The sequence below is a fragment of the Pelomonas nitida genome (assembly GCF_043555975.1).
Lineage (GTDB): Bacteria > Pseudomonadota > Gammaproteobacteria > Burkholderiales > Burkholderiaceae_C > Pelomonas > Pelomonas nitida.
In genome coordinates this window covers 97,465-120,429 of the sequence record NZ_JBIGIA010000016.1, presented here as the reverse complement: position 1 = coordinate 120,429, position 22,965 = coordinate 97,465, and the positions used below count along the sequence as shown (strand labels likewise).

Sequence of the window (22,965 nt, the reverse complement as noted above, 5' to 3'; positions counted from 1 at the left end):
GCTGGCCGCGTTTGGCAAGCTGCGCATCCGGTTTGAGCGCGCCGTCGAGACTCATGTGGCGCTGTTGAGCTTGGCCTGCTGCGTCATCTGTTGTCGCGCCTTGCCGGAATTTTGTTAGCGGCTCTAAATGCGGCGCCCGGCTCGCTGCTTTGGCTTGCTGGCAAGGCCCAGCCGCGTATTCGTCGAGGCCCCGCGCAAAACTCCCTCCGCTGCGCTCCGGTCAAACAGTTGCGCGGGGTCAAAGGAGGCGTGAAGAACAGCCAGCACCAGCCGGCTTTGGGGCTTGGCGTTGTTGGGTCGCTGTCGAGCAGAAGCGGTAGGCGCGGCACGCGAAGTTGATCGAATGTGCAAACAGCGCTAGCGTCTGAGGGCGTTGGCCCGACAGCTGTATCGGGCCCTGTGCAGCCAAGGGAGACAAGCCTATGCACACCCCACTTGCGGACGTCGCCGACGGCCTGGCAGGCCTGTCTGCGCTTCCGGGCGCCACACCCGCCCATCGCCCACCGCTGGCGCGCCTGCTGCAGGCGATTCGCAGGCACATGGGCATGGATGTCGCGTTCATCTCGGAGTTCGAGCGGGGGAGGCGCGTGTTCCGGCATGTGGACATCGGCGAGGCGCGGCTGCTGATCCGCCCCGGCGATGGCGATCCTCTCGAGGAGAGCTACTGCGTGCGCGTCGTCGACGGCCGGCTGCCCGAGCTCATCCCCGACGCCAGTGTCAACGCCGAGGCGCTGACGCTGCCCGTCACGCGGGCGGTGCCGGTCGGTGCGCACATGAGCGTGCCCATCCGCCTGGCCGATGGGCGCATCTACGGCACCTTCTGCTGTTTCAGCCACGCACCGGACCTGACCCTCACCACGCGTGATCTGCACGTCGTGCGGGTCTTCGCCGACCTGGCCGCCGCGCAGATCCAGGAGGATTTGAACGCGAGCGAGGCGCGCCGCATGGCGGCGCAACGCATCGACGCCGCGTTGCAGTCCGACCAGCTGCACATGGTGTTCCAGCCCATCGTCGACCTCCACACGAGCCGCGTCGTCGGCTTCGAGTCGCTGGCCCGCTTCAGCGGCGACCCCTACCGCACGCCCGATCTCTGGTTCTCGGAGGCCGGCCTGGTCGGCCGCACCGTCGAGTTGGAGAGCAAGGCGATACGGCTCGCGCTGGCGCGCCTGGGCGAGCTGCCGGCCGACGTCTACCTCACGGTGAACGCATCGCCCGAGCTCATCATCCAGGGTGCGCTGGCGGAGGCGCTGCGTGGCCAGCCGCTGGAGCGCATCGTCGTGGAAGTGACCGAGCACCAGGCCATCGCGAGCTACGCGGCCGTCGCCGAGGCCATGGCGCCGTTGCAGCGCGAGGGGCTGCGCATTGCCGTGGACGATGCGGGCGCGGGCTACGCCAGCTTTCGCCACGTGCTGGACCTGCACCCGCAGATCATCAAGCTCGACATCAGCATCACGCACGCGATCGACGTGGACCGCTCACGCCGCGCGCTGGCGGCCGCGCTGTGCGGCTTCGCGCGCGAGACCGGATGCGGCCTCGTGGCCGAAGGCGTGGAGACGCAGGCCGAGCTCGATGCGGTGCGCACGCTGGGTATCGGCCGGGCGCAGGGCTACCACTTGGGGCGCCCCATGAATTTTCAGGACGCGAAGGCCTGTACGGCGCACTGACTGGCGCACCGACGCCGGCCGCAGGCCTGCGGGGTCAGTGCATCCACACCGTCCGTTGCGGGTCAGGCATGGGCTGCGGCTGCAGCGCGGCGCGCACGCGCTCCACGGCTGCTGCCGAGTCCTTGTCGTCCACGGTGACGATCAGCCGCAGCCAGGAGGCCTTGGACCGGTCGCCCTCGCGCCGCGTCCAGCACCACACTTGCGCGCCGGGTTCACCGGAGCGGTCAGCCAAGCAGACTTCATCGAAGTCAGCGCCCCGGTAGGCGAGCAACTGCGCTTCGTCGACGTAGGTGTTGAAGTAGGCGGGCATGCGTTGAGTCTAGGGCCCATCGACGGCCCGACGCTCTGATCTGACCTGCAGGCGACTCAGTCGCGAGTCTTGCTCCGGCGACGCAGGCCCAGCAGGGCCAGGCCGGCGGCCAGCATGGCGTAGGTGGTGGGCTCGGGAACGGCGGAGACGCTCACGCTGTCCAGGCCGATGACGGTGCCGCTGGCCGTGCGGAACTGCAGCACGTCCTGGCCTTGCGCGACCAGCTTGCCGATCTGGAAGCTGGAGCCGTACGGGGTATCCAGCGTGCCGGCGAAGGACTGCCCGCCGACCTTGACGCCGTTCCACAGCACGTCGACGGTGCCGGTGCCTTCAGAGGTGGAGCCGTAGGCCGCGCCCAGCAGGAAGCTCAGGTTGTAGGTCTGGCCGGCGACGGTGTTCAGCGTCTGGCTCCAGCTGGCTTCATTGACGTCAGGCGTGCAGCCGGTGGAGTAGCCGCAGCCAAGCCATGCGGCGCTGCGCGACTCGTCAGGCAAGCCCATCGAAGCGGGGAAGCCGAAGGTCGACGAGTACAGCGTGCCCTCGCCGCGGTCGTAGATGTAGACGGTGGACACGGTCGTGAAGCCGTTGCCCGAGGTCGATGCCGACCAGCCGTAGACGTCGTTTTCGAAGTCGCCGTTGACCACGAGGTTGTCGGTGGCAGCGTTGGCGCAGTGCATGGCGCTCGCGAGCGTCAGTGCCGTCAGGATGTACTTGGTGGCGTTCATTCGGTGTGCGGTTCAATCAATGGCGCTGCCCCTGCTGAAGCGGGATGTGCGGCGCTGCGGGAATTCTGTCGAGTTGCGAGCCGGCGCTCATCGCCCAGGCGGGTGTCACGGAACGTTGGGTTTGTCTGCACTTGTGAATGCCGGCGGGGCCTCGCATCGCGCAGCTGCCGAGCTGCGTGGGGCGATGCGTGGAACGGGGTGCGAACGGCACGACGCACGACTTACGGCTTGATGCAAATTGACGTTCGGTCGCCCTGGGTGGCAGGGGCGGCGGGGGAGGGGTGATGCGCTGCAGTCGGGGCGCCCGGCTTCGCTATGCTGCCCCGCACCCCCGAAGGAGCCCCCAATGGACCTCGACCCCCAAGGCCTCGCCACCCGTCGTGCCGTGCTGGGCGATGCCTACGTTGACGCGGCGCGGGCCAAGGTCACGCCGTTTACGGCGCCGCTGCAGGAGCTCGTCACCCGCCACGCCTGGGTAATACCTGGCAGCGGCCGGGGCTGGACCTGCGCACGCGCAGCATCGCCACGGCGTCCATGCTGGTGGCGCTGGGGCGCACGCAGTAGCTGAAGACGCATGTGCGCGGCGCACTGAACAACGGCGTGACCGTGCAGGAGCTGCAGGAGCTGCAGGAGATCTTCCTGCATGCGAGCGTCTACTGCGGCTTTCCGGCGGCGGTGGATGCCTTCCGCCCGGCGGGTGCGTCCGGCAGGGGGGCGTCAGTCGGCCCAGCGCGTGCCGCACAGCGGGCAGCACATCGGCTTGTCACCCAAGCGGAGGCGCATCGTCACGTCGCCCTCGCAACTGCCGCACAGGCCGCTCTCAGGCAGGTGCTCCAGTAGCGCATCGCGCCGCAAGATGCGGGCACGCTGCGCGGCCGTCCGGCGGGTCGTCGACTTCGCCTCGTCTTCCAGCAACCGCAGGCTGGCACGCTTGAGGGACTTGAGCTCGCGCAGCGGTTCCTCTTCCTGCTGTGGCGCGCCGAGATAGAGCCGCCCGCTGGAAGGGGCGGCGACCTCCACCACCAGTTGCCCGAGGCGTGCATCGCCGTGCATGTCCACGCGATAGAGGCCCCGGCAGGTGACGGCAGCGGCGAGCTCTTCGCCCAGGCTTCGGGGCTTGGCGGCCAGGTCGTTGAAGAATCGTTCCAGGTCGCGCCGTGCCAGCGTGATCTTGCCGGAACCTCCGTGCTGCCCGGTGGCCCGGATGACGAGCAAGCCGGCTTCCAGTGCCAGCCCGAAATGTTTGCCGACGATGCTGCCTGGCGCGGCCACGCCGGCGGCCTCGAACACATCGGCGTAGACGCCGGCCGGCCGACGCGCCGCGGCGCGCAGCTGAGCGTTGGCGGCGTCCTGGTCGGCCGCCACATAGACGTTGAGCAGCTGGCTCAGGAACTCGTCGTTGCCGTGCAGCAGATGGGCCAGCCCGTCCGCTTCCTTGAGCAGGCCCGGGGCGTGGCGTTGGATCAACTCGGCCACCTCGCGCGTGTCGGCCAGGCGTTTGCCGACGCCGCCGAGATGCCCTTGCAGCAGTTGCTCGTAGGCCGTGATGCGCTGAACCTGCTGCGCGTAAGCCGCCTTGGCCTGTGCCCGGCCCTGCTCGTGACCGAGCCGCCACGAATGCGCGCGCGTGCTGCTCTTGGCCTCGCGCTGCCACATCAGCAGCACGAACAGCGTGAAGCAAAGCCCGAGCAGGAGGGCGTAGACGACTATCGAGAACATGCGCTTTCCGGCATCGGGATGGAAATTCCAAAGGGGCGGATTCTGGTGGCCTGTCAATGCTGATCCGGTCCCGATTTGCCCCTGCCCGAGTGAACGATGCCACGCGGCGGCCGGGGTTCAAGCGGCCAGGGCTGCCCTCGCCGCCGCTTGCGCGTAATGGCTCAGCTGCATCGTGAACTGCGCCCGGCCCGAGCCGAGCGCACGCCGCTGGCTGATGTAGCCGAACACGCGCTTCAGCGGCACGTGCGCCGTCACGACCGCCACGTTGCTACCACGGGCGTCCTGGCCTTGCACATGGCCGTGGCGGCGCAGCGGGTCGCCGATGACGTCGCCCAGCGACTCGGCCGGCGTGATGACCTCGACGGCCATGACCGGCTCCAGCACCACGGGAGCCGCCCGCATGACGGCCTCGCGCAGCGCGGCCGCCGCCGCCAGCTCGGTAGGCTGGGGTTGCAACCCCAGCGCTCCCAGCGTGCGATGGCGCCGGCCTTCGCTATGCTGCCCCGCACCACTGATGGAGCTGTTCATGGACCTCGACCCCCAAGGCCTCGCCACCCGTCGCGCCGTGCTGGGCGATGCCTATGTCGATGCGGCGCTGGACAAGGCCACGCCCTTCACCGCGCCGCTGCAGGAGCTGGTGACCCGCCATGCCTGGGGCAACACCTGGCAGCGGCCGGGGCTGGACCTGCGCACGCGCAGCATCGTCACGGTGTCCATGCTCGTGGCGCTCGGGCGCACGCACGAGTTGAAGACGCATGTGCGCGGCGCGCTGAACAACGGCGTCACGGTGCAGGAGCTGCAGGAGATCCTGCTGCACGCCAGCGTCTACTGCGGCTTCCCGGCGGCGGTGGATGCCTTCCGCGCGGCGGCTGAGGTGGTCGACGCGGGGGCTTGAGCTCGCCGATGGCGGGTTGTTGCGGCTCATCGCGTGAACGGGCCGTCGCACACATTGCGTAACGCTGCCTGGCTGTTGGCGCTGCATCCTTGCCATTTCTGGAGCGCTCGTGAAATTCCTGACTCGCTGCCCCGCGCCGCACATGAACCGTGCCACCCGATGGGTCGCGCCGCGGGCCCGCGGCGTCGGCTCCCTGCTGCTCGCCACGTTGCCGTCGACGGCCGCAGCCGCCCCCTGGGTCGCGCAGCGAACGGGTGCCTGCCTGGAAGCCAAGCTGGACAGTTGGGACATTCGCCTGGCCGCCTGCAAGGGCGGCGCCGGGCAGGACTTCAGCCTCGTGCCGGTGAGTGCCGGCAGCAGCATCTACACGCTGAAGCACGCGTCGTCCGGCCTGTGCGTGGCCGCCACCGGCAGCAGCAACGGCGCTTTCGTGGAGCTCAACGGTTGCCAGGCCAGCCAGGCGCGCCAGCGCTTCTCGCTGGTGCCGCTGGCGGGCAGCACCACCGCCTTGCTCAAGCTCGCGGCCAACAACCTGTGCCTGACAGCTCCAACGCAGCTGGGCAAGGTGGCCTTCTCTGTCACGACGTGCAACAGCGGCAACGCGAACCAGGTGTGGCGTTTGCCCGCCGGCGCGCCGGCGCCGACACCAGGCCCCGCACCGGCCCCTGCGCCCACGCCGGCCCCGGCGCCCGCACCGACGCCTGCGCCAACCCCGGCCCCCACGCCAGCACCGGCTCCCGCACCCACACCTGCCCCCGCGCCGGTTCCTACGCCTGCGCCGACGCCGGCCCCCACACCGGCTGAAACCAGCTTCACCGTGAGCACGGCCGAGATCGCCAACCCCGAGCGCGGCTTCTACACCTGGGCGGCCGACAACCTGCTGCAATGGACGCAGTCTCAGGCGGACGAGCAATTCAAGGCGGGCTACCGCGTCGTCTACGCGCCGGTGCGCCTGGATGCCTATGCCAACGCCGTGCTGCCGGCCAGCGTGCTGACGCAGCTGACGAACGGCTTCGCCATCGCGCGCCGCTCGGGTTTGAAACTGGTGCCGCGCTTTCTCTACAACTACCCGGCCAGCGAGACCGAATACCAGAACGTGAAGGACGCGCCGTTGGCGCGCGTGCTGGCGCACATCGAGCAGCTCAAGCCGCTGCTGGTGGCCAATGCCGACGTCATCGCCTATCTGCAGGCCGGCTTCGTCGGCGCCTGGGGCGAATGGCACACCTCGTCCAACAACCTCACCGCCGTCAGCGCGCGCACGCAGATCCGCGATGCCTTGCTGGCCGCGTTGCCGGCCGATCGCTTCCTGCAGCTGCGCTACCCGGCCTACCTGATGGCGTGGGCGCCGCAGGTGCCGAGCTGGCGCGATGGCTCCGTGGCGTCGCGCATCGGCGCGCACAACGACTGCTTCCTGGCCTCGGCCACCGATGTCGGCACCTACAGCGAGAACGCCGCGACGCGGCAGACCGAGCGCAACTACATCGCGTCGCTGTCGCAGGTGGCGCCTTTTGGTGGTGAGACCTGCAACCCCGCCGACGAGCAAGGGGCCGTGGCTCGCACGAGCTGCGGCGACATCCTCGCCGAGGGCCGCCAGTTCGGGCTCACCTACCTGAACAACGACTACTACCGCGACACCTTCCATGTGCGTTGGGAGCAGCAGGGCTGCATGGCCGAGGTGCGGCGCAGCATGGGTTACCGCTTCGAGCTGTCGACGCTGCGGCACAGCGCCGCCGTGGCGGCCGGGCAGTCGGGAGACCTGCTGCTGACCGTGCGCAACAGCGGCTGGGCGCGCGCCTTCAATCCGCGTGGCTTGCAACTGGTGCTCAAGCACCGCAGCAGCGGCGCCGTCGTCCGCATCCCGTTGTCGGCGGTCGACCCGCGCGCGTGGCTGCCCGGTGCCACCAGCACCGTGTCGACGGCCTTTGCCGTGCCGGCCGGCACGGCGACCGGTGCCTACGATGTGCTGCTGGCCTTGCCCGATGGCGCGGCCTCGCTGGCCGGCGATGTGCGCTACAGCGTTCGCCCCGCCAATGCCGACAACAGCGCCAAGGCGCAGGCCTGGGACACCACGCTCGGCGCCTTCCGCACCGGCACGTCGCTGACCATCCGCTGACCGTCCGCAGCGTTCGCGCTGCCGGCCAGCCCGCCCTGACGTGCAGCCGTCATGGCGCCGTGGCGGGGCATCCAGCCCTCGGTCGATGCAGTGCCTGCGCGCCAGGGCCGGTTGCCACGATGCATTCGATCCTCGCCTTGTCACGCTCCCTTGTCGGGGCAGGGGGCGAATCAGCCGCTCGCCGCGCGTTCATCGAGGCCGTGACCGCTCGCTTGCAAATTGGTGACCAATTGCAAAGTCGGCCCGATGCGCGACATTCTCCTCACGGACGAAGCAAATAACGCGTTGGGTGATCGGCATTGCCTCTCGCGGATGCCCGGCAGGCAAACAGCAGCTTACGGATTCCGTGGGCTCGGTTACGAGCTGCCGGGAGGCCGCCACGTACGCTGCGCGCATTCTCGTGCCCCCCTTCTCGGAGACCTTTTTCATGCGCTTCCAGTTGACTTGCTCTGCCCTGGCCGTGGCTTCTGCCGTGGCCGCACTGACGGCTTGCGGAGGCGGTGAATCGACCTCCGCCAACACCGATGCTCAGGCCCAAAGCAGCACCGGCAATCTCGCCAAGCCGCTGGCGGTCACATCGGCCCTCGACAGCACCGGTGCCAGCGGCACCAGCACCGAGCGCGAAGCCGCTCCCAATGACGGCTGGGCGGGCCAGAACGGCGGCACGACCGGCGGCGCGGCTGCGGCAGCGGGCGACGTCTATGAAGTCGCCACCCGCCAAGCCTTCGTGGACGCGCTGGCGGCGGGCGACCGCCCCAAGATCCTGCGCATCACCGCCACCATCGACTTCCGTGAGGGCCGCGAGTACACCAGCGCGGCCGACCAGATCGCGCGCGGCCGTGTCGACATCCCGCCCAACACCACCATCATCGGCACCACGCCGGCGGCCGGTCTGCTGGCGGCCAGCCTGCGCATCAATGGCAAGGAGGGGGTGAAGAGCAACGTCATCATCCGCAACCTCACCATCGAGAACCCCTGGGACGTGGCGCCTCCGGGATCCGCTGATGCGGAGTACGACGGCATCCAGATCATCAACAACGCCACCAACGTCTGGGCCGACCACCTGACGCTGACCGACGGCAGCCGCACCAAGGGCCAGACGCCCGGCCACGTTCACCACGATGGCGCCATCGACGTGACCAACGGCTCCAACTACGTCACCGTCTCCAACACCTACTTCAAGAACCACGACAAGACGGACCTCGTGGGCTCCAGCGACAGCAAGACGACGGACCGCAACAAGCTGAAGGTGACCTTCCACGACAACGTCTGGGAGAACATCGGTCAGCGCGCTCCGCGCGTTCGCTACGGGCAGGTGCACGCCTACAACAACCTGCACATCGGCGACATGAAGCACCCCGAGTACCCGCTTGACGCCGTGCATGGCGTTGGCGTGGAGTCGGCTCTGCTCGCCGAGAACAATGTGCTGGAGATCGCCAACCTGAAGATCGAGAAGATCTGCACCTTGGTCGACAAGAAGGGTGGCTCCACCTACAAGAACACCGGCACGGTGTTCAACGGAACGCCCGTGGACATGAGCTGCGGCCTGAGCAGCGCCATCGGCTGGACGCCGCCCTATGCCTACACGCTGAAGACAGCGGCAGAGGTCAAGGCCAACGCCGTCATCAACGTCGGCGCCGGCAAGCTCGACATCCGCACCGACGGCAGCACACCGGCACCCGCGCCGTCGCCATCGCCGGCTCCTGCACCGGCCCCGACCCCGGCTCCTACGCCAGCCCCCACGCCCGCTCCGACCCCGGCGCCCACGCCGGCCCCAACGCCCGCGCCCACACCGGCTCCGACGCCTGCGCCCACCCCCGCGCCGACACCGGCACCGTCGCCCGCCCCGGCGCCGGGCGGCAACCTGGCCCTCGCCGGCACGGCCTCGGCCTCGAGCAGCGGCGCGCAGGCGGGTGCCGCCAACGTCGTGGACGGACAACTGTCCACGGTGTGGCAGCCCCTGGGCTCCGCCGAGGAATGGATCGAGGTCAAGCTGCCCCAGGCCAAGACGGTGCGTCGCATCGCCTTCAGCGAAGTCGGCGCCCAGATCACCAGCTACCGGGTCGAGTACGTGCGTGGCGGTGCCTGGGTCCGGTTGCAGACCGGCTCCACCGTCGGCGCCAACAAGGCCATCAGCTTCTCCGGCATCAACACCGACCGTGTCCGGCTCGTGGTGGTGAAGTCGCGTGCCCCGGCCGCGATCGCCGAGTTCCAGCTGTACTGATAGTCAGCGCCACTGCGCGGCGGTGGCATGACGGACAAGCGCCCTGGGGCATTCGCGCCAGGGCGCTTTTTTGTTGAGCGAGGCTCCGCGCAAAAAAAGGCGGGCCACCTTCCGGTGGCCCGCCTCCCGTCACGCGGCCAGCGTGGCCGATGTCGCCGGCGCTTCGGCGTAGTGGCTCAGCTGCATCGTGAACTGCGCGCGCCCTGAGCTGAGTGCGCGCAACTGGCCGATGTAGCCGAACATGCGCGCCAGCGGCACGTGCGCGGTCACGACGACGGCATTGCCGCGTGCGTCCTGGCCCTGCACCTGGCCGCGTCGGCGCAGCAGGTCGCCGATGACGTCCCCCACCGACTCGGCCGGCGTGACCACCTCGACGGCCATCACGGGCTCCAGCACGGCGGGCGCCGCCTTCAGCGCGGCCTCCCGCAGCGCGTGGGCCGCCGCCAGCTCGAAGGCCAGCGCCGACGAATCACGCACATGCGCGCTGCCGTCCACGAGCACCGCCTCGAAGTCCACCAGCGGGTGGCCAGCGAACGGCCCGGCCTGCGCGGCCTGGCGCAGGCCGGCTTCCACCGCCGGGATGAACTCGCGCGGAATGGCGCCGCCCACCACGGTGTTCGAGAAACGGAAGCCCTCACCGCGCGGCAGCGGCGCGATGCGCAGCGTCAGCTCGGCGAACTGGCCGGGGCCGCCGCTCTGCTTGCGATGCACATGCCGCACCTCGGCCGGCGCCGTGATGGTCTCGCGGTAGGCCACTTGCGGGCGGCCCACCGCCACGTCCACGCCGAAGCGCGAACGCAGCTTCTCCACGGCCACTTCGAGCTGCAGCTCGCCCATGCCGGACAGCAGCGTCTGGCCCGAGTCGGCGTCCTGCCGCAGCCGCAGCGACGGGTCCTCGCGGACGAGCACACCCAGGCCCTTGGCGAGGGCTGCGGCGTCGGCCTGCTGGCGCGGCTCGATGGCCACGTCGATGACGGCGGCGGGCACGGCGATGCTCTCCAGCACCGGCGCGTCCTTGGTGGCCGCCAGCGTGTGGCCGGTCAGCACGTCCTTGAGGCCGACGACGCCGGCGATGTCGCCCGCGACGAGTGCGTCGCGCTCGACGCGCCGGTCCGCGTGGATCTCGTACAGCCGCGCCACGCGCTCGGGCTTGCCGGTGCTGGCGTTGAACACCGTGTCGCCGCGCTTGAGCGTGCCGCTGTAGACGCGCACGAACACCATCGCGCCGTGGTCGTCGGCGGTCAGCTTGAACGCGAGGGCCGACAGCGGGCCTTCGGACGCCGCGGCGCCGGGCGCTTCACCGGGAGCCGGCAGGTAGGCCACGACGGCGTCCAGCAGCGGCTCCACGCCACGGTTGCGGAAGGCCGAGCCGGCCAGCACGGGCACGAAGGCGCCCGCGATGGTGCCGCGGCGCAGCGCCGCACGCAGTGCATCGACAGGCAGCTCGGCGCCGCGCAGCCAGGCGTCCAGCAGCGCATCGTCCAGTTCGGCAGCGGCTTCCAGCAGGCGCGCGCGGGCGGCCTGGGCGGCGGGCAGCAGCTCGGGCGGGATGGCGGCAACGCGCGGCGGCACCTTGGCGTCGTCGCGGTCCCACACGAGGGCCTGCATCGTCAGCAGGTCCACCACGCCGCGGAACTCGGCCTCCGCGCCGATGGGCAGTTGCAACGGCAGCGCGCGCACGCCGAGCCGGTCTTCCAGGGACGCGACGACGCGATGGAAGTCCGCGCCCGTGCGGTCCAGCTTGTTGACGAAGGCCAGGCGCGGCACGCGGTACTCGTCGGCGAGGCGCCAGTTGGTCTCGGTCTGCGGCTCCACGCCGGCCACGCCATCGAACACGACGACGGCGCCGTCCAGCACGCGCAGCGAGCGGCGCACCTCGAGGTTGAAGTCGATGTGTCCGGGCGTGTCGATCAGATTGATCTGCGTGCCTTGCCAGTGCACGGTCGTGGCCACGCTGTGGATGGTGATGCCGCGCGCGCGTTCCTGCGGGTCGAAGTCCATCGCGGTGTTGCCGTCGTTGACGTCGCCGATGCGATGGTTTTCGCCCGTGTAGAACAGGATGCGTTCGGTGGTCGTGGTCTTGCCCGCGTCGACGTGCGCGATGACGCCGATGTTGCGCAGGTTGCGGAGGGTGTTGTTGGAGTTCATGGTGATTCCTGATTCGGGGTGTGTTGCCAACCCCGGATCGGAATCACGGGGTCAGCGCGAAGGCAGGACGCCGAAGCGCGCACGCGACAGGCACAGCCGAGCCGCGCTCCGGCGCTCGGGAATCGTGGCGATCAGCTTGTCGAAGGTGCGGGTGAACATGGTGGAACTCGGTTCAGGAAAAACAAAACCCCGGGAGGTGCGAGCCTGCCGGGGTTGCTTGGTGCTGAACCGGAAGGCGGTGAGTGCGCCTTCCGAACACGGTCGAAGACGCCTCAAGGAGTGATGCGGGCTTGGGTCGTGTGGTTGAGCTTCATGATGGGCGCGATTGTGCAGCGGCCGCAGGAGACCTGGGGCTTGTGGGGTTATCTGGCGACGCGCGGCTAGTCCAGCGAATCAGTGAAATTGGTGGTGCGTGAGCCCCTGGCCAGTCGGAATCAAGGCGCAAGCGCGCAGGCGTGTAGGCACCCGGCAAGCGCTTGCAACGCGGAGTGCGGCTGGCTAGGGGCTCACCCTTCGGGCAGGGGGCAGGCCGGGCCGGCCGCGTCGTTGCAGCGCTTGCCAAGGCGGCCAGCCTTGGCTGCGCGCTGCGCCTAGCCGCCAGCCCGGCCTGCCCCCTGCGCACCACCGATTTCACTGATTCGCTGGACTAGGTTTCAATACCGGCCATGTCCATCCGTTCGTTGCTGCTGGCCCTGGCTGCATTCGCGGTGCTCGCGGCCTGGGTGGCGTGGCCGGGCCGGCCAGCCGCCGACTCGCCCGCCATGCATTCGCCGGTCCCGGTGCTGCCGCAGGCGCCGCCTCCGCTGGTGGTGGCACAGCCGGCCGCCGTCGCTGCTGCGTCGACGCCCGCGCCGGCCTGCGAGCCGTCGGCCCCGCTGGGCGCCCATGAGCGGGGGATGGTGCAGCAGCGGGTGCCGGCCACGCTGTCGAGCGGCCCGCCGGGCGACCAGGTGCTGGCCCTGCTGTTGCAGCGCCCCACGGCTGACGATGCGGCCGCGCTGACACCCTGGGCGGCCCAGGTGCGGCAGGCGGCGCTGCAGTCGCAGGACGCCCTGGCGCTGCGTTGGGCCGGCAGCGCCTGTGCCGACCCGGTTTGCCGGCGCGAGCTGCTGCAGGCGCGGCTGCAGCTGGAGCCCGACAACGCACTGCACTGGCTGGCCTGGCTGGATGAAAGCCCGGCGGCGTCCGACGAGGCCTGGCAGGGCCTGGCGGCGGCGCGCTACTGGCGCGAGCAGCCGCAGGCGGCGGCCGAGCGCATCGGCCGGGCGCTGCCGCCGGGCTTGTCGGCGGCGCAGCGCGAGGCCGTGCTGCAGCCGTGGCTGGGCCAGGACTGGGCGGCACCGGTGGCGCCTGCGGCCGTGCTGTCCGTGATGTGTGGCCATTACGGGCCGGGCCATCCAGTGGGTGCGGCCTGCGCGCACGCCGCCGCGCTGATGCTGGAGGCCGGCGACTCGCGCGCGGGCTGGCAGCAGGGCGCCGAGCTGGCACGGCAGTTGGGCCGGGTCGACCTGCCGCCGCCGCCCGCGCCGGCTGTGCCCGTAGCGGCGGCCGTAGAGGCGGCCGGTTGTGCCGCCAATCAATCAAGTCCTTGAGCGAATGCCGTTTCTCGGTAGCGGGCCCGAGGGCGGTCGATGGCCCTGATTCCTAGACTGCACTGGACCGCGACGGTAGCGCTGCGGCATGCGGCGGCCTCCCGGCCGGCACGCGAACCACAACGACAGGAGACAAGCATGACTCACGACGTTTCGCGGCGCCGGCTGGCGGCGCTCGGGCTCGCGGCAGCCCTTGCTGGTGGCTATTCCTCGACGGCGCTGGCCGCCTGGGGCGTGACGGACGCCAGCGGCGTACTCACGGTGGACACCGGCGCCGGCCTGGTTTTCAAGGTCAGCAAGACCAGCGGCGACATCACCTCCATCAAATACAACGGCGGCGCCGAGCTGCAGGGTCAGACGAAGTTCTCCCACATCAGTTCGGGGCTGGGCGCGGCGGCCACCTATGCGCTGTCGCCGTCGGGCACGACGGCGGTGATCACGATCTCAACATCGACGTTGACGCACTACATGGTGGTGCGCCGCAATGAGAACGTCATCTACATGGCCACGTACATCACGGCCGAACCCGGTGTGGGTGAACTGCGCTGGATCACGCGGCTCAACGGCAGCGTGTTCACCGGCGTGCCGGCGGAGTCCAACCTGCGCGGGAACACCGGTGCCATCGAGAGCAGCGATGTGTTCGGCATGAGCGACGGCACGACCCGCTCCAAGTACTACGGCAACCAGCGCGCCAAGGATCTCTCGGTGCGCGGCGTGACGGGCAGCGGCGTCGGCGTGTTCATGGCCTATGGCAGCCGCGAGTCGGCGTCGGGCGGGCCGTTCTTCCGCGACATCCAGAACCAGAGCGGCACCGACACCGAGCTCTACAACTACATGAACTCGGGCCACAACCAGACCGAGTCGCAGCGCATGGGCCTGCACGGCCCCTACGCGCTGGTCTTCACCAGCGGCGCCACGCCGTCCGCACCCGACATGGGCTGGATGTCGGGGCTGGGGTTGCAGGGCTGGGTCAGCGGCCGTGGCAAGGTGGTGCTCAATGGTCTGTCCGGCATGGACACGGCCTACGCCTACACGGTGGGCTTCGCCAACGGGACGGCGCAGTATTGGGGCACGGCGTCGGGCAGCGGGGCGGTCAGCGTGTCCAACATGAAGCCGGGCACCTACACGATGACGGTCTACAAGGGCGAACTGGGTGTCTACACGGAGCAGGTGTCGGTCAGCAGTGGCGGCACGACGACGTTGAACACGCGCGCCATCACCGCCGACCCGTCGAGCCAGCCGGCGCTCTGGCGCGTCGGCAACTGGGACGGCACGCCGCTGGAGTTCCTCAGCGGGCAGACCTTCAACGTGCGCCACCCGTCGGATGCCCGCAACCCGTCCTGGGGGCCGGTGACCTACGCCGTGGGCAGCGCGACGAACAAGTTCCCGGCGGCGATCTGGAAGGGCGTGAACAGCGGCACCAAGATCACCTTCACGCTGACCAGCGCCCAGCTGGCCGCGCGCACGGTGCGCATCGGCCTCACGGCCGCCTATGCCAATGCGCGCCCGCAGATCACCGTGAACAGCTGGACGTCCAGCGTGCCGTCGCCGTCGACGCAGCCGGACTCGCGCTCGCTGACCATCGGCACCTACCGTGGCAACAACACGACGTTCACGTACAGCGTGCCGGCCAGCGCGCTGGTGGCGGGCACCAACACGCTGACGATCAACGCGGCCTCGGGCAGCGGCAGCTCGGCCTTCCTCAGTGCGGGCTTCGCCGTGGACTGCGTGGACATGTACTGACGCGGCACGCCCCCTCGCGCGCCGCGCCTGCTCAAGGGCGTGTAGGCGGCTTGCCTAACGCCCGTCACGTAGGGGCGGGCACGCCCTTCGCTGGTAAGAACACCAATCCGACGCCCGGCGAGCGGAGGGCAGAATACGTCCCAAAGTTCCAGGGAGCAGGGCATGTCGGATGCAGTGGATGCGCGGTTTGCACCGCCGCAGGCGCACGTGGAGGATCTCGCGACGGGCGAGCAGGTGCTGGCCGGTCGTGGCGAGCGGCTGATCGCGGTCATCGTGGATAGCCTGATCGGTGGCGGCGTGGGTTGGGTCATCGGCCTGATCCCCGGTATCCAACAGCTGTTCCAGGCGCAGACCGATGCGGTGTCGAAGAACATCTGGTCGCTGACGCCCTGGTCGCTGGCCGTCGGTGCGGTGGTGTTCCTGGCCTTGCAGGGCTGGCCCTTGCTCACGCGTGGGCAGACCATCGGCAAGATCATCATGAAGCTGCGCATCGTGCGCCCCGACGGTTCGCGGCCCGACGCCTTCCGGCTGCTGGGGCTGCGCTACGGCATCGGCATGCTGTTCAACCTGAACGTCGTGGTCGTCATGGTCTATGGCCTGGTCGATTCGCTGCTGGTCTTCCGGTCGTCGCGCAAATGCCTGCATGACACGATCGCCGACACCCAGGTGATCAAACTCTGAGCGCGCCCCACACGGCACCGCGTGAGCGGGCCGACACGCTGGCGCTCGTCGAGACGCCCGAAGGCATCGTGCTGTCCCTGCAGCCGGCCGGCCTGGTCGCGCGGACGATGGCCTTCCTGCTGGATCTGCTGATCCGGTTCGGCATCGACCTGGCGCTGGTGCTCATCCTCGGCGCCTGGGGGCGCTTCGGCAGCGGCTTCATCATGATCGGCTTGTTCAGCGTGGAGTGGCTCTACCCCATCGTGTTCGAGCTGCGCAAGGGTGGCGCCACGCCAGGCAAGCGTGCGCTGGGTCTGCGCGTCGTCATGGACACCGGGCTGCCGGTGACGCCGGCGGCATCGTTCATCCGCAACCTGCTGCGCGTGGCCGACTTCCTGCCGCTGGCTTATGGCATCGGCATCGTGTCGATGCTGCTGAACCGTGAGTGCAAGCGGCTGGGCGACCTGGCGGCGGGCACGCTGGTCGTGCACGCGCGGCCGGTCGTGCTGCACGACGCGCCGCCGGCGGTCACGCCGCTCGCACCGGCGCGGCCGCTGCATGCGCGCGAGCAGGCGGCCATCCTGTCGTGGGCCGGCCGCGCCAAGCGGCTGACGCCGGCGCGCTTCGAGGAGCTGGCGCGCCTGGCCGCGCCGGCGCTGCCGCCGGAGCCATCGCCGGGGCGCCCGCGTGACGTGGTGGCGCAACTGCTGGGCGTGGCGCAATGGTTGATGGGGAGGCGCCAATGACGCCGCTGCGTTTCGAGGCCGACCACGCCGCAGGCTGGGACGAGTTCGACGCCCAGCTCAAGCTGGCGCGCCAGGGCAAGCCCGTGGACGGCGCCTTGCTGGCCGCGCGCTACCGGCGTATCTGCGAGAACCTGGCGCTGGCCCGGTCGCGCGACTACCCGATGCACCTCGTGGCACGGCTCGAAGCGCTGGCGCAGGAGGCGCACGAGCTCATCTATCGCCGGCAGGACTACGGGCTGCGCCGGCTCGGCACGTTGCTGCGCGAGGAGCTGCCCCGCGCCGTGCGGGCCCAGCGGCGCTATGTGTGGTTGGCGCTGGCCTTGTTCGGGCTGCCGCTGCTGCTGTCCTTCCTGCTGGCGCATCACGGGCCCGATTTCGCGCTGCGGCTGATGGATGCCGCCCAGCTGCGGAACTATGAGTCCATGTACGGCGATGGCAAGAAGGCGCTGGGGCGTGTGCGCGAGGCCGATGGCGACTGGCAGATGTTCGGCTTCTACATCCTCAACAACGTCGGCATCGGTTTCCGCTGCTTTGGCGCCGGCATCCTGGCCGGGGTGGGCAGCGCGCTGGTGATGGTCTACAACGGCTTGGCGATTGGCGCGGTCGCCGGCCACCTGACGCGTGTGGGGCTGGGGCACAACTTCTGGCCCTTCGTCGTCACGCATTCGGCGTTCGAGCTGACGGGCATCGTTCTCGCCGGCGCGGCCGGGCTGCGCGTCGGCATGGGCTGGCTGGCGCCGGGGCGCATGACACGGCTGGACGCGCTGCGCACGGCCGCGCTGGCGGCGGTGCCGCTCGTCTATGCGGCGTTTTTCCTGCTGCTGGTGGCGGCTGCCTTCGAGGCCTTCTGGTCCAGTGCGGCGTGGATCGCGCCGCCGGTCAAGTACGGCGTGGCGGCTCTGTGCTGGGCGCTGGTGCTGGGCTGGCTGCTGCTGGGGCGTGGAGGTTCGCATGCGCGTTGACGGGTTGGCGGTCACGCTGCGGCCGCGCAGCCAGGGCGAGGCCTGCGACCTCGGCGCGGCGCTGGTGCGCCAGCACGCGGGCTCCATCTGGCGTTGCTTCGGGCCGGTCTATGCCGTCGTGGCGGTGCTGGCGCTGTGCACGGTCGACGCGGTGGGCTGGCTGCCGATGCTCATCGTGTTCTGGCTCAAGCCCTGGCTGGACCGCACGCTGCTGTTCGTGCTGTCGCGCGCCGTGTTCGGCGAGGCCACGCGGTGGCGCGACCTGTGGCGCGCGCGCCGGCATGTCTGGGGCGGCCAGCTGCTGCGCACGCTGCTGTGGCGGCGCTTCTCGCCATGGCGGGCCTACACGCAGGCCATCGAGCAGCTGGAGGCGCAGCGCGGCAGCGAGCGGCGCCGGCGCCGGCGTTTGCTGCTCAATGGCAACCGCGGTGCGGCCACGGCGCTGCAGACGGCCTTCACGCATGCCGAGGCAGCGTTGTGCTACGGCGCGATCCTGCTGCTGTGGTGGTTCGCGCCAGCGAGCAGCAATGCGGATGTGTGGGACTGGTTCTTCCACCCGGGCGCGCATGCGGCGGGCCAGCTGGGCCTGGACCTGGTGGTCGCGCTGAGCTACATGGCCGTCGTGCTGTTCCTGGAGCCTTTCTACGTGGCGGCCGGATTTGCGATGTATCTGAACCGGCGTGTGGCGCTGGAGGCCTGGGATATCGAGCAGGAGTTTCGCCATGCGTTTGCGTGAGGCGCTGCTGCTCGCGGCCGTGCTGGGCCTCGCGTCGCCCGGTGTGCTAGCCCAGCCGGCGGCGCCGGCCATGAGCGCGAGCGCCGTGCGTGCCGCCGCCAGCGCCGTCGTGGCAGACCCGCTGCTGCCGGGCACCGAGAAGCACCGCACGCTGCGCTTCAAGCAGGCTGACGAGCGCGAGCAGGCGCGCAACCAGGACGACGCCAACTGGTGGCTGAACCTGATCCGCAGCCTCTCGTTCGGTATGCGCATCGCGATCTGGCTGGTGGGTGCCGCGCTGCTGATCTGGGTGTTGCTGCGCCTGCGCGACTGGCTGGGAGCGGGTGCTCGTGCCGGCACGCTGGCGGCCGTGCCGCCCACGCATGTGGGCACGCTGGACATCCGGCCGCAGAGCCTGCCGGCCGACATCGGCGCGGCTGCCTGGGCGCTGTGGCAGCGTGGCGAGGAGCGGGCCGCGCTGTCGCTGCTGTACCGCGGTGCGTTGTCGCGCCTGGTGCACGGTCTGGGCGTGCCCATCCGCGCAGCCAGCACCGAGCGCGAATGCCTGGCGCTGGCGGCCCAGCGCCTGCAGCCGCCGGCTCAGGCCTTCCTCGTGCAGCTGGTGTTGGGCTGGCAGACGGTGGCCTATGCGCAGCGCCAGCTGGCACCAGACGCCGTGCAGACCTTGTGCCAGGGCTTCGACACCCAACTGCCCGCGCCAGCGGCGGGGCGGGCGGCATGAGGCGCGAGGTGCTGATCTGGCTGCTCGCCGGGCTGGGCCTGGCCCTGGGTGGCTGGTGGCTGGCGTTGAACACCGAATGGGTCGAGGAAAGCCGGCCACGCGCCGCCATCGGCGAAGCGCTGGACAACCCGCTTTATGCCGCCGAGCGGCTGTTGCGTCAGCTGCGCATGACCGTCGAGCACCGCGAATCGCTCGAGGTGCTGCCGCCACGCGGCGCGCGCCTCGTGTTGATGTCGGCCGACTGGCAGCTGCGGCCCGCGCTCGGCGAGCAGCTGCAGCGATGGGTGCGGCAGGGCGGGCATCTGGTGCTGATGCGCGGCGCGGACTGGGCCGACTCGCCGCTCGCCGCCTGGGTGCCCGTCGACGACGAGGAACCGGACGAGGGCGCGCGCCGCTCGCCGCGCCCGCCGAAAAGGAGCGAGACAGACATCCGCATGCCGCTGGTGTCGTCGCCACCGCTGTGGGGCGACACCGGCACGCTGCTGGCCTGCAACGCGCTGCCACTGCACCGCACGCTGGCGCCGCAGGCCGGCCATGCCCCGAGCTGGCAGCTCACGGGGACGCAGCCCACCCGCATCACGCAGGCGCTGCGGCTGCCGCTCGGCCAGGGCAGCGTGACGGTGCTGAGCGCGCAGGCCCACCTGTTCCACAACCCGTCGGTGCTGCGGTGCGACCACGCGCTGCTGCTGGCGGCGGCGGTGCAGGCCGAGCCGGGGGCGACGGCGTGGTTCTATGTGCAGGAGAAGCGCGAATCGCTGCTGTCCTGGCTGTGGCGGCAGGGCTTGGTGGCCATCGTGGCTGGCGCGCTGGCGCTGGCTGCCGCGCTGTGGCGGGCCTCGGTGCGTTTCGGCCCCTGGCTGGCGCCAGCGCCGCGCCTGCGCCGGTCCATCTCGGAGCAGGTGCGCGGCCTGGGGGCCTATCTGCTGCGCAGCGGCCACGAGGCCCTGCTCGGCGCACAGCAGCGCGCGCTGGAAGACGCGGCCGCACGCCGGCTGCCCAAATACCGCCAGCTGCCGGTGCCGGAGCGCGCGCGTGTCATCGCGGCGGCTGCCGACCTGCCGGCCGACGAGCTGCTGGCGGCGCTGTCCACGCGCTTTTGCACGCGCGTGCAACTGCTGCGTTATCTGCCCCTGCTGGAGACCGCCCGGCGACGGCTCCTGAGACCTTCTGACGAAAGACGAACCCCATGATCAAGCCCGAGGAACTGAAGCTTGCCGCCCAATGGCTGCACGCGCTGCGCAGCGAGATCGGCAAGGCCGTGGTCGGCCAGGCTCCGGTCGTGGAGCAGATGCTGGTGGCCGTGGTGGCGTCGGGCCACGTGCTGGTGGAAGGCGTGCCCGGCCTGGGCAAGACGCTGCTGGCGCGCGCGCTGGCGCAGGCCCTGCGGCTGCGCTACGCCCGCGTGCAGTTCACGCCCGACCTGATGCCCGCCGACGTCATCGGCCACAGCGTGCTGGACGACACCGGCACCGGCACCGGCCTGGGCCGCCTGCGCGTGCGCCAGGGGCCGGTGTTCACCAACCTGCTGCTGGCCGACGAGATCAACCGCGCGCCGGCCAAGACGCAGAGTGCGCTGCTGGAGGTGATGCAGGAATACCAGGCCACGCTGGAAGGCCAGACGCTGCCGTTGCCGCGCCCCTTCCTCGTCATGGCCACGCAAAACCCGGTGGACACCGAGGGCACCTACCCGCTGCCCGAGGCGCAGCTGGACCGCTTCCTGCTGCACATCCGCATCGGCTACCCGACGCACGACGAAGAGGCCGCCGTGGTGCAACTGGTCACGGCCGGGCGTGCCGGGCACGAGCTGCCGCTGGACGCCGTGCAGCCGGCGCTGGACGACGTGCAGGTGCTGGAGCTGCAGCGCCTGTCGGGCCAGGTGCATGCCGACGCCAAGGTCATCGATTACGCCGTTCGCGTCGTGCGGGCCACGCGCAACTGGCCTGGCATCGAGGTGGGCGCCGGGCCGCGCGCGAGCGTGGCGCTGGTGCGCACGGCCCGCGCGATGGCGCTCATCAACGGCCGCGACTTCATCACGCCGGACGACGTGGCCGCGCAAGCGCTGGCCGTGCTGCGCCACCGCGTGACGATGGCCCCTGACGCGCAGATCGAGGGCCGTGACATCGACGAGCTGCTGCAGGCCGCGCTCGACAGCGTGGAGGCGCCGCGGCTTTGAAACCCATGGCCCGTCGCGTCGTCCTGCCCACGCGGGCCTGCATCGCCGTGCCCGCGCTGCTGTGCGTGGCCGCGTCGCTGGCACTGGGGCTGGGGGCGCCGCTGTCGCTCGTGATGCCGCTGGTGCTGGGCGCGCTGGGGCTGCTGCTCGCGCTGGCGGCGCTGGACCTGTGGCGCAGCCGGCGCCTGTGGGCGCAGGGCGGCTTGCGCGTGGAGCGCCGCCTGCCGGCGGCCTTCGCGATCGGTGCGACGACGGAGCTGCGGCTGGCCCTCGTGAACCCGGGGCGGCTGGGCTGGCAGCTGCAGGTGTTCGACGAGCTGGACCCGGTGTTCGATTTCACCGGCCTGCCGTGGCGCCTGCGCGTGGGGCCGCAGACCCGCAGCACCGTGAGCTTCCACGTGACGGCGCGCCAGCGCGGCGTGGTGCAGCTGGGTGTCACGCAGCTGCTGTGGCGCAGCCGCGCCGGCCTGTTCGAGGTGCGCGAGCGCCTGGGCGAGGCGCGCAGCCTGCGCGTGTACCCGAACTTCGCGGCGCTGGCGCGTTATGCCTGGCTGTCGGGCGACCGGCGCCTGGCGCAGATCGGCATCAAGGACTTCGTGCAGCGCGGCCAGGGCACGGACTTCCGGCAGCTGGCCGAGTACCGGCGCGGCGACCCGCTGCGCCACCTCGACGTGAAGGCCTCGCTGCGGCAGCGCCGCCCGGTCGTGCGCGAGTACCAGGACGAGCGCGACCAGTGCGTGATGTTCCTGCTCGACTGCGGCCGGCGCATGCGTGCCGACGAGCAGTCCGCCGACATCGGCGAGAACAGCCATTTCGACGACGCGCTGGACGCGCTGATGCTGCTGGCCTATGTCGCGCTGACCGAGGGCGACGAGGTCGGCGCGATGACCTTCGGTGGCGACGAGGGCGCGCGCCGCGACTTCGCGCCCCGCAAGGGCATGGCCACGCTCAACGCGCTGATGAACAAGATGCACGACCTGCAGCCCGGCGGCCAGCACTCCGACTACCTCGCCGCTGCCGAGGCCTTGTCGCGCCGGCTGCGGCGCCGCTCGCTGGTCATCATCCTCACCAACTTCCGCGACGAGGACTCGCCCGAGCTGCAGCCCGCGCTGCGCCTGCTGCGCAAGCGCCACCTGGTGCTGCTGGCCAGCCTGCGCGAGACGGCGCTGGGGCGCCTGGCCAACCAGCCGGTGGCCAGCGCCGACGACGCCGTGACCGTGGCGAGCGCGCACCTGCTGTCGCAAGCCCGCCATGACGCCTTCGCGCGCGTGGTGGACCATGACAAGCTCTCCATCGACGTGGAGCCGCGCGCGCTGGCCGCCACGCTGGTGAACCGGTATCACCAGGTCAAGCGGGCGGGGTGGTTGTGACTGCCGCGCAAGAGGGCGCCGTGAGCGCGCCGGCCACCAACCGCTATGCAGCGCCGGGTGCCGACGTGGCCGACCCAGCGCTGCCGGCGGCCGCAGCTGTGCCGGCCCGCTTGCCGGTGCCGATGCTGCTGCGCTGGCTGGTGTCGTCCCTGCTGCTGGGCTTCGGCGCGTGGCGCGCCTGGGCGCTGGTGGCCAACTGGCGTTTCTATACCGACAGCATGATCATCCTGCCGGCCTACAACCCCTGGCCCCGGCTGGCGCTGGAACTGTGCATGCTGGCCACCGGGGCGCTGCTGGCGCTGCGCTCGCGCTGGGTGTTCGTGCCGCTGCTGCTGCATGTCGCGCTGTTCACCTGGCGCTTCGTCGGGCTGCCCATTCCGGTCGAGGCCGTGGGCATCTGGGCGCTGGAGCTGCAGGTGTTCTGCTTCTGCGCCTGGCTCTGGCTGCGCCGCAGCCTGCGGTGA

Annotated in this window: 21 protein-coding genes and 2 pseudogenes; 18 read left to right on the top strand and 5 right to left on the bottom strand. The window is 70.6% G+C overall.

Annotated features, from left to right (window positions below; translation table 11 throughout):
- Together ACG00X_RS19120 and ACG00X_RS19115 are read left to right on the top strand one after the other, a co-directional pair.
- Positions 1–118: pseudogene (locus ACG00X_RS19120) on the top strand (IS5/IS1182 family transposase); the annotation flags it as partial.
- A 304-nt stretch (positions 119–422) separates the two neighbouring features.
- Positions 423–1,664 (top strand): sensor domain-containing phosphodiesterase, encoded by a 1,242-nt coding sequence (locus ACG00X_RS19115; protein WP_394490438.1) that lies wholly within the window; start codon positions 423–425, stop codon positions 1,662–1,664.
- Between the two features lie 34 nt (positions 1,665–1,698).
- Here the strand turns inward: ACG00X_RS19115 and ACG00X_RS19110 are convergent, their stop codons facing one another.
- Positions 1,699–1,974 (bottom strand): hypothetical protein, encoded by a 276-nt coding sequence (locus ACG00X_RS19110; protein WP_394490436.1) that lies wholly within the window; start codon positions 1,972–1,974, stop codon positions 1,699–1,701.
- A gap of 56 nt (positions 1,975–2,030) precedes the next feature.
- Positions 2,031–2,699 carry a PEP-CTERM sorting domain-containing protein gene (locus ACG00X_RS19105; RefSeq protein WP_394490434.1) on the bottom strand — a complete coding sequence of 223 codons (669 nt, stop codon included), beginning with the start codon at positions 2,697–2,699 and terminating at the stop codon, positions 2,031–2,033.
- Positions 2,700–3,045: 346 nt separating this feature from the next.
- On the opposite strand from ACG00X_RS19105, the gene ACG00X_RS19100 reads away from it, so the two are divergent.
- Both ACG00X_RS19100 and ACG00X_RS19095 read left to right on the top strand, forming a co-directional pair.
- Positions 3,046–3,267, top strand: a complete 222-nt coding sequence (locus ACG00X_RS19100; protein WP_394490432.1) for a carboxymuconolactone decarboxylase family protein — start codon at positions 3,046–3,048, stop codon at positions 3,265–3,267.
- A gap of 8 nt (positions 3,268–3,275) precedes the next feature.
- Positions 3,276–3,338: pseudogene (locus ACG00X_RS19095) on the top strand (hypothetical protein); the annotation flags it as partial.
- A 78-nt stretch (positions 3,339–3,416) separates the two neighbouring features.
- Here the strand turns inward: ACG00X_RS19095 and ACG00X_RS19090 are convergent.
- Together ACG00X_RS19090 and ACG00X_RS19085 are read right to left on the bottom strand one after the other, a co-directional pair.
- A complete protein-coding gene (locus ACG00X_RS19090) occupies positions 3,417–4,418 on the bottom strand; it encodes a hypothetical protein (protein WP_394490430.1) in 1,002 nt (333 codons plus the stop codon).
- A gap of 117 nt (positions 4,419–4,535) precedes the next feature.
- The gene (locus tag ACG00X_RS19085; RefSeq protein ID WP_394490428.1) at positions 4,536–4,946 is read right to left on the bottom strand and encodes a hypothetical protein; all 411 of its coding nucleotides are present in this window, start codon (positions 4,944–4,946) and stop codon (positions 4,536–4,538) included.
- On the opposite strand from ACG00X_RS19085, the gene ACG00X_RS19080 reads away from it, so the two are divergent.
- The 3 genes from ACG00X_RS19080 to ACG00X_RS19070 all read left to right on the top strand — a co-directional run bounded on the left by ACG00X_RS19080 (position 4,945) and on the right by ACG00X_RS19070 (position 9,650).
- Positions 4,945–5,313 (top strand): carboxymuconolactone decarboxylase family protein, encoded by a 369-nt coding sequence (locus tag ACG00X_RS19080; protein ID WP_394490426.1) that lies wholly within the window; start codon positions 4,945–4,947, stop codon positions 5,311–5,313. The two genes, ACG00X_RS19085 and ACG00X_RS19080, sit on opposite strands and share 2 nt — an antisense overlap.
- 109 nt (positions 5,314–5,422) lie before the next feature.
- Entirely contained in the window at positions 5,423–7,426 is a 2,004-nt protein-coding gene (locus tag ACG00X_RS19075) for a DUF4832 domain-containing protein (RefSeq protein WP_394490424.1), read from the top strand.
- Positions 7,427–7,853: 427 nt separating this feature from the next.
- Positions 7,854–9,650 (top strand): pectate lyase family protein, encoded by a 1,797-nt coding sequence (locus ACG00X_RS19070; protein WP_394490422.1) that lies wholly within the window; start codon positions 7,854–7,856, stop codon positions 9,648–9,650.
- A 129-nt stretch (positions 9,651–9,779) separates the two neighbouring features.
- Here the strand turns inward: ACG00X_RS19070 and fusA are convergent, their stop codons facing one another.
- Positions 9,780–11,798 (bottom strand): elongation factor G, encoded by a 2,019-nt coding sequence (fusA, locus tag ACG00X_RS19065; protein ID WP_394490420.1) that lies wholly within the window; start codon positions 11,796–11,798, stop codon positions 9,780–9,782.
- A gap of 665 nt (positions 11,799–12,463) precedes the next feature.
- Between fusA and ACG00X_RS19060 the strand changes: the two genes are divergently transcribed.
- From ACG00X_RS19060 to ACG00X_RS19010, 11 genes are all read left to right on the top strand, one after another.
- A complete protein-coding gene (locus ACG00X_RS19060; protein ID WP_394490418.1) occupies positions 12,464–13,390 on the top strand; it encodes a hypothetical protein in 927 nt (308 codons plus the stop codon).
- Positions 13,391–13,528: 138 nt separating this feature from the next.
- Positions 13,529–15,133 (top strand): rhamnogalacturonan lyase B N-terminal domain-containing protein, encoded by a 1,605-nt coding sequence (locus tag ACG00X_RS19055; RefSeq protein ID WP_394490416.1) that lies wholly within the window; start codon positions 13,529–13,531, stop codon positions 15,131–15,133.
- Between the two features lie 162 nt (positions 15,134–15,295).
- Positions 15,296–15,814, top strand: a complete 519-nt coding sequence (locus ACG00X_RS19050) for an RDD family protein (RefSeq protein ID WP_394490414.1) — start codon at positions 15,296–15,298, stop codon at positions 15,812–15,814.
- Between the two features lie 68 nt (positions 15,815–15,882).
- A complete protein-coding gene (locus ACG00X_RS19045) occupies positions 15,883–16,539 on the top strand; it encodes an RDD family protein (RefSeq protein ID WP_394490412.1) in 657 nt (218 codons plus the stop codon).
- Positions 16,536–17,501: a stage II sporulation protein M gene (locus tag ACG00X_RS19040; RefSeq protein WP_394490410.1), complete on the top strand. Its 966-nt coding sequence runs from the start codon at positions 16,536–16,538 to the stop codon at positions 17,499–17,501. Before ACG00X_RS19045 ends, ACG00X_RS19040 begins: the two co-directional genes overlap by 4 nt.
- On the top strand, positions 17,491–18,237 hold the full coding sequence (locus ACG00X_RS19035; protein WP_394490408.1) for a hypothetical protein: 747 nt from the start codon (positions 17,491–17,493) through the stop codon (positions 18,235–18,237). The genes ACG00X_RS19040 and ACG00X_RS19035 overlap by 11 nt, the downstream gene beginning before the upstream one ends.
- Positions 18,224–18,958, top strand: coding sequence for a DUF4129 domain-containing protein (locus ACG00X_RS19030; protein WP_394490406.1), 735 nt, complete (start codon positions 18,224–18,226; stop codon positions 18,956–18,958). The genes ACG00X_RS19035 and ACG00X_RS19030 overlap by 14 nt, the downstream gene beginning before the upstream one ends.
- Positions 18,955–20,148, top strand: coding sequence for a DUF4350 domain-containing protein (locus tag ACG00X_RS19025; protein ID WP_394490404.1), 1,194 nt, complete (start codon positions 18,955–18,957; stop codon positions 20,146–20,148). Before ACG00X_RS19030 ends, ACG00X_RS19025 begins: the two co-directional genes overlap by 4 nt.
- Positions 20,145–21,131, top strand: a complete 987-nt coding sequence (locus ACG00X_RS19020; protein WP_394490402.1) for an AAA family ATPase — start codon at positions 20,145–20,147, stop codon at positions 21,129–21,131. Before ACG00X_RS19025 ends, ACG00X_RS19020 begins: the two co-directional genes overlap by 4 nt.
- Positions 21,132–21,136: 5 nt before the next feature.
- A complete protein-coding gene (locus tag ACG00X_RS19015) occupies positions 21,137–22,501 on the top strand; it encodes a DUF58 domain-containing protein (RefSeq protein ID WP_394490400.1) in 1,365 nt (454 codons plus the stop codon).
- Positions 22,502–22,521: 20 nt separating this feature from the next.
- Complete coding sequence (locus ACG00X_RS19010; protein WP_394490398.1) at positions 22,522–22,965, top strand: hypothetical protein; 444 nt, start codon at positions 22,522–22,524, stop codon at positions 22,963–22,965.

What these genes read in the sequence shown, in the direction of transcription:
- ACG00X_RS19115 (WP_394490438.1), top strand. Translation starts at nt 423, where the DNA reads ATGCACACCCCACTTGCGGACGTCGCCGACGGCCTGGCAGGCCTGTCT.
- ACG00X_RS19110 (WP_394490436.1), bottom strand. Translation starts at nt 1,974, where the DNA reads ATGCCCGCCTACTTCAACACCTACGTCGACGAAGCGCAGTTGCTCGCC.
- ACG00X_RS19105 (WP_394490434.1), bottom strand. Translation starts at nt 2,699, where the DNA reads ATGAACGCCACCAAGTACATCCTGACGGCACTGACGCTCGCGAGCGCC.
- ACG00X_RS19100 (WP_394490432.1), top strand. Translation starts at nt 3,046, where the DNA reads ATGGACCTCGACCCCCAAGGCCTCGCCACCCGTCGTGCCGTGCTGGGC.
- ACG00X_RS19090 (WP_394490430.1), bottom strand. Translation starts at nt 4,418, where the DNA reads ATGTTCTCGATAGTCGTCTACGCCCTCCTGCTCGGGCTTTGCTTCACG.
- ACG00X_RS19080 (WP_394490426.1), top strand. Translation starts at nt 4,945, where the DNA reads ATGGACCTCGACCCCCAAGGCCTCGCCACCCGTCGCGCCGTGCTGGGC.
- ACG00X_RS19085 (WP_394490428.1), bottom strand. Translation starts at nt 4,946, where the DNA reads ATGAACAGCTCCATCAGTGGTGCGGGGCAGCATAGCGAAGGCCGGCGC.
- ACG00X_RS19070 (WP_394490422.1), top strand. Translation starts at nt 7,854, where the DNA reads ATGCGCTTCCAGTTGACTTGCTCTGCCCTGGCCGTGGCTTCTGCCGTG.
- fusA (WP_394490420.1), bottom strand. Translation starts at nt 11,798, where the DNA reads ATGAACTCCAACAACACCCTCCGCAACCTGCGCAACATCGGCGTCATC.
- ACG00X_RS19060 (WP_394490418.1), top strand. Translation starts at nt 12,464, where the DNA reads ATGTCCATCCGTTCGTTGCTGCTGGCCCTGGCTGCATTCGCGGTGCTC.
- ACG00X_RS19055 (WP_394490416.1), top strand. Translation starts at nt 13,529, where the DNA reads ATGACTCACGACGTTTCGCGGCGCCGGCTGGCGGCGCTCGGGCTCGCG.
- ACG00X_RS19050 (WP_394490414.1), top strand. Translation starts at nt 15,296, where the DNA reads ATGTCGGATGCAGTGGATGCGCGGTTTGCACCGCCGCAGGCGCACGTG.
- ACG00X_RS19040 (WP_394490410.1), top strand. Translation starts at nt 16,536, where the DNA reads ATGACGCCGCTGCGTTTCGAGGCCGACCACGCCGCAGGCTGGGACGAG.
- ACG00X_RS19035 (WP_394490408.1), top strand. Translation starts at nt 17,491, where the DNA reads ATGCGCGTTGACGGGTTGGCGGTCACGCTGCGGCCGCGCAGCCAGGGC.
- ACG00X_RS19030 (WP_394490406.1), top strand. Translation starts at nt 18,224, where the DNA reads ATGCGTTTGCGTGAGGCGCTGCTGCTCGCGGCCGTGCTGGGCCTCGCG.
- ACG00X_RS19025 (WP_394490404.1), top strand. Translation starts at nt 18,955, where the DNA reads ATGAGGCGCGAGGTGCTGATCTGGCTGCTCGCCGGGCTGGGCCTGGCC.
- ACG00X_RS19020 (WP_394490402.1), top strand. Translation starts at nt 20,145, where the DNA reads ATGATCAAGCCCGAGGAACTGAAGCTTGCCGCCCAATGGCTGCACGCG.
- ACG00X_RS19015 (WP_394490400.1), top strand. Translation starts at nt 21,137, where the DNA reads ATGGCCCGTCGCGTCGTCCTGCCCACGCGGGCCTGCATCGCCGTGCCC.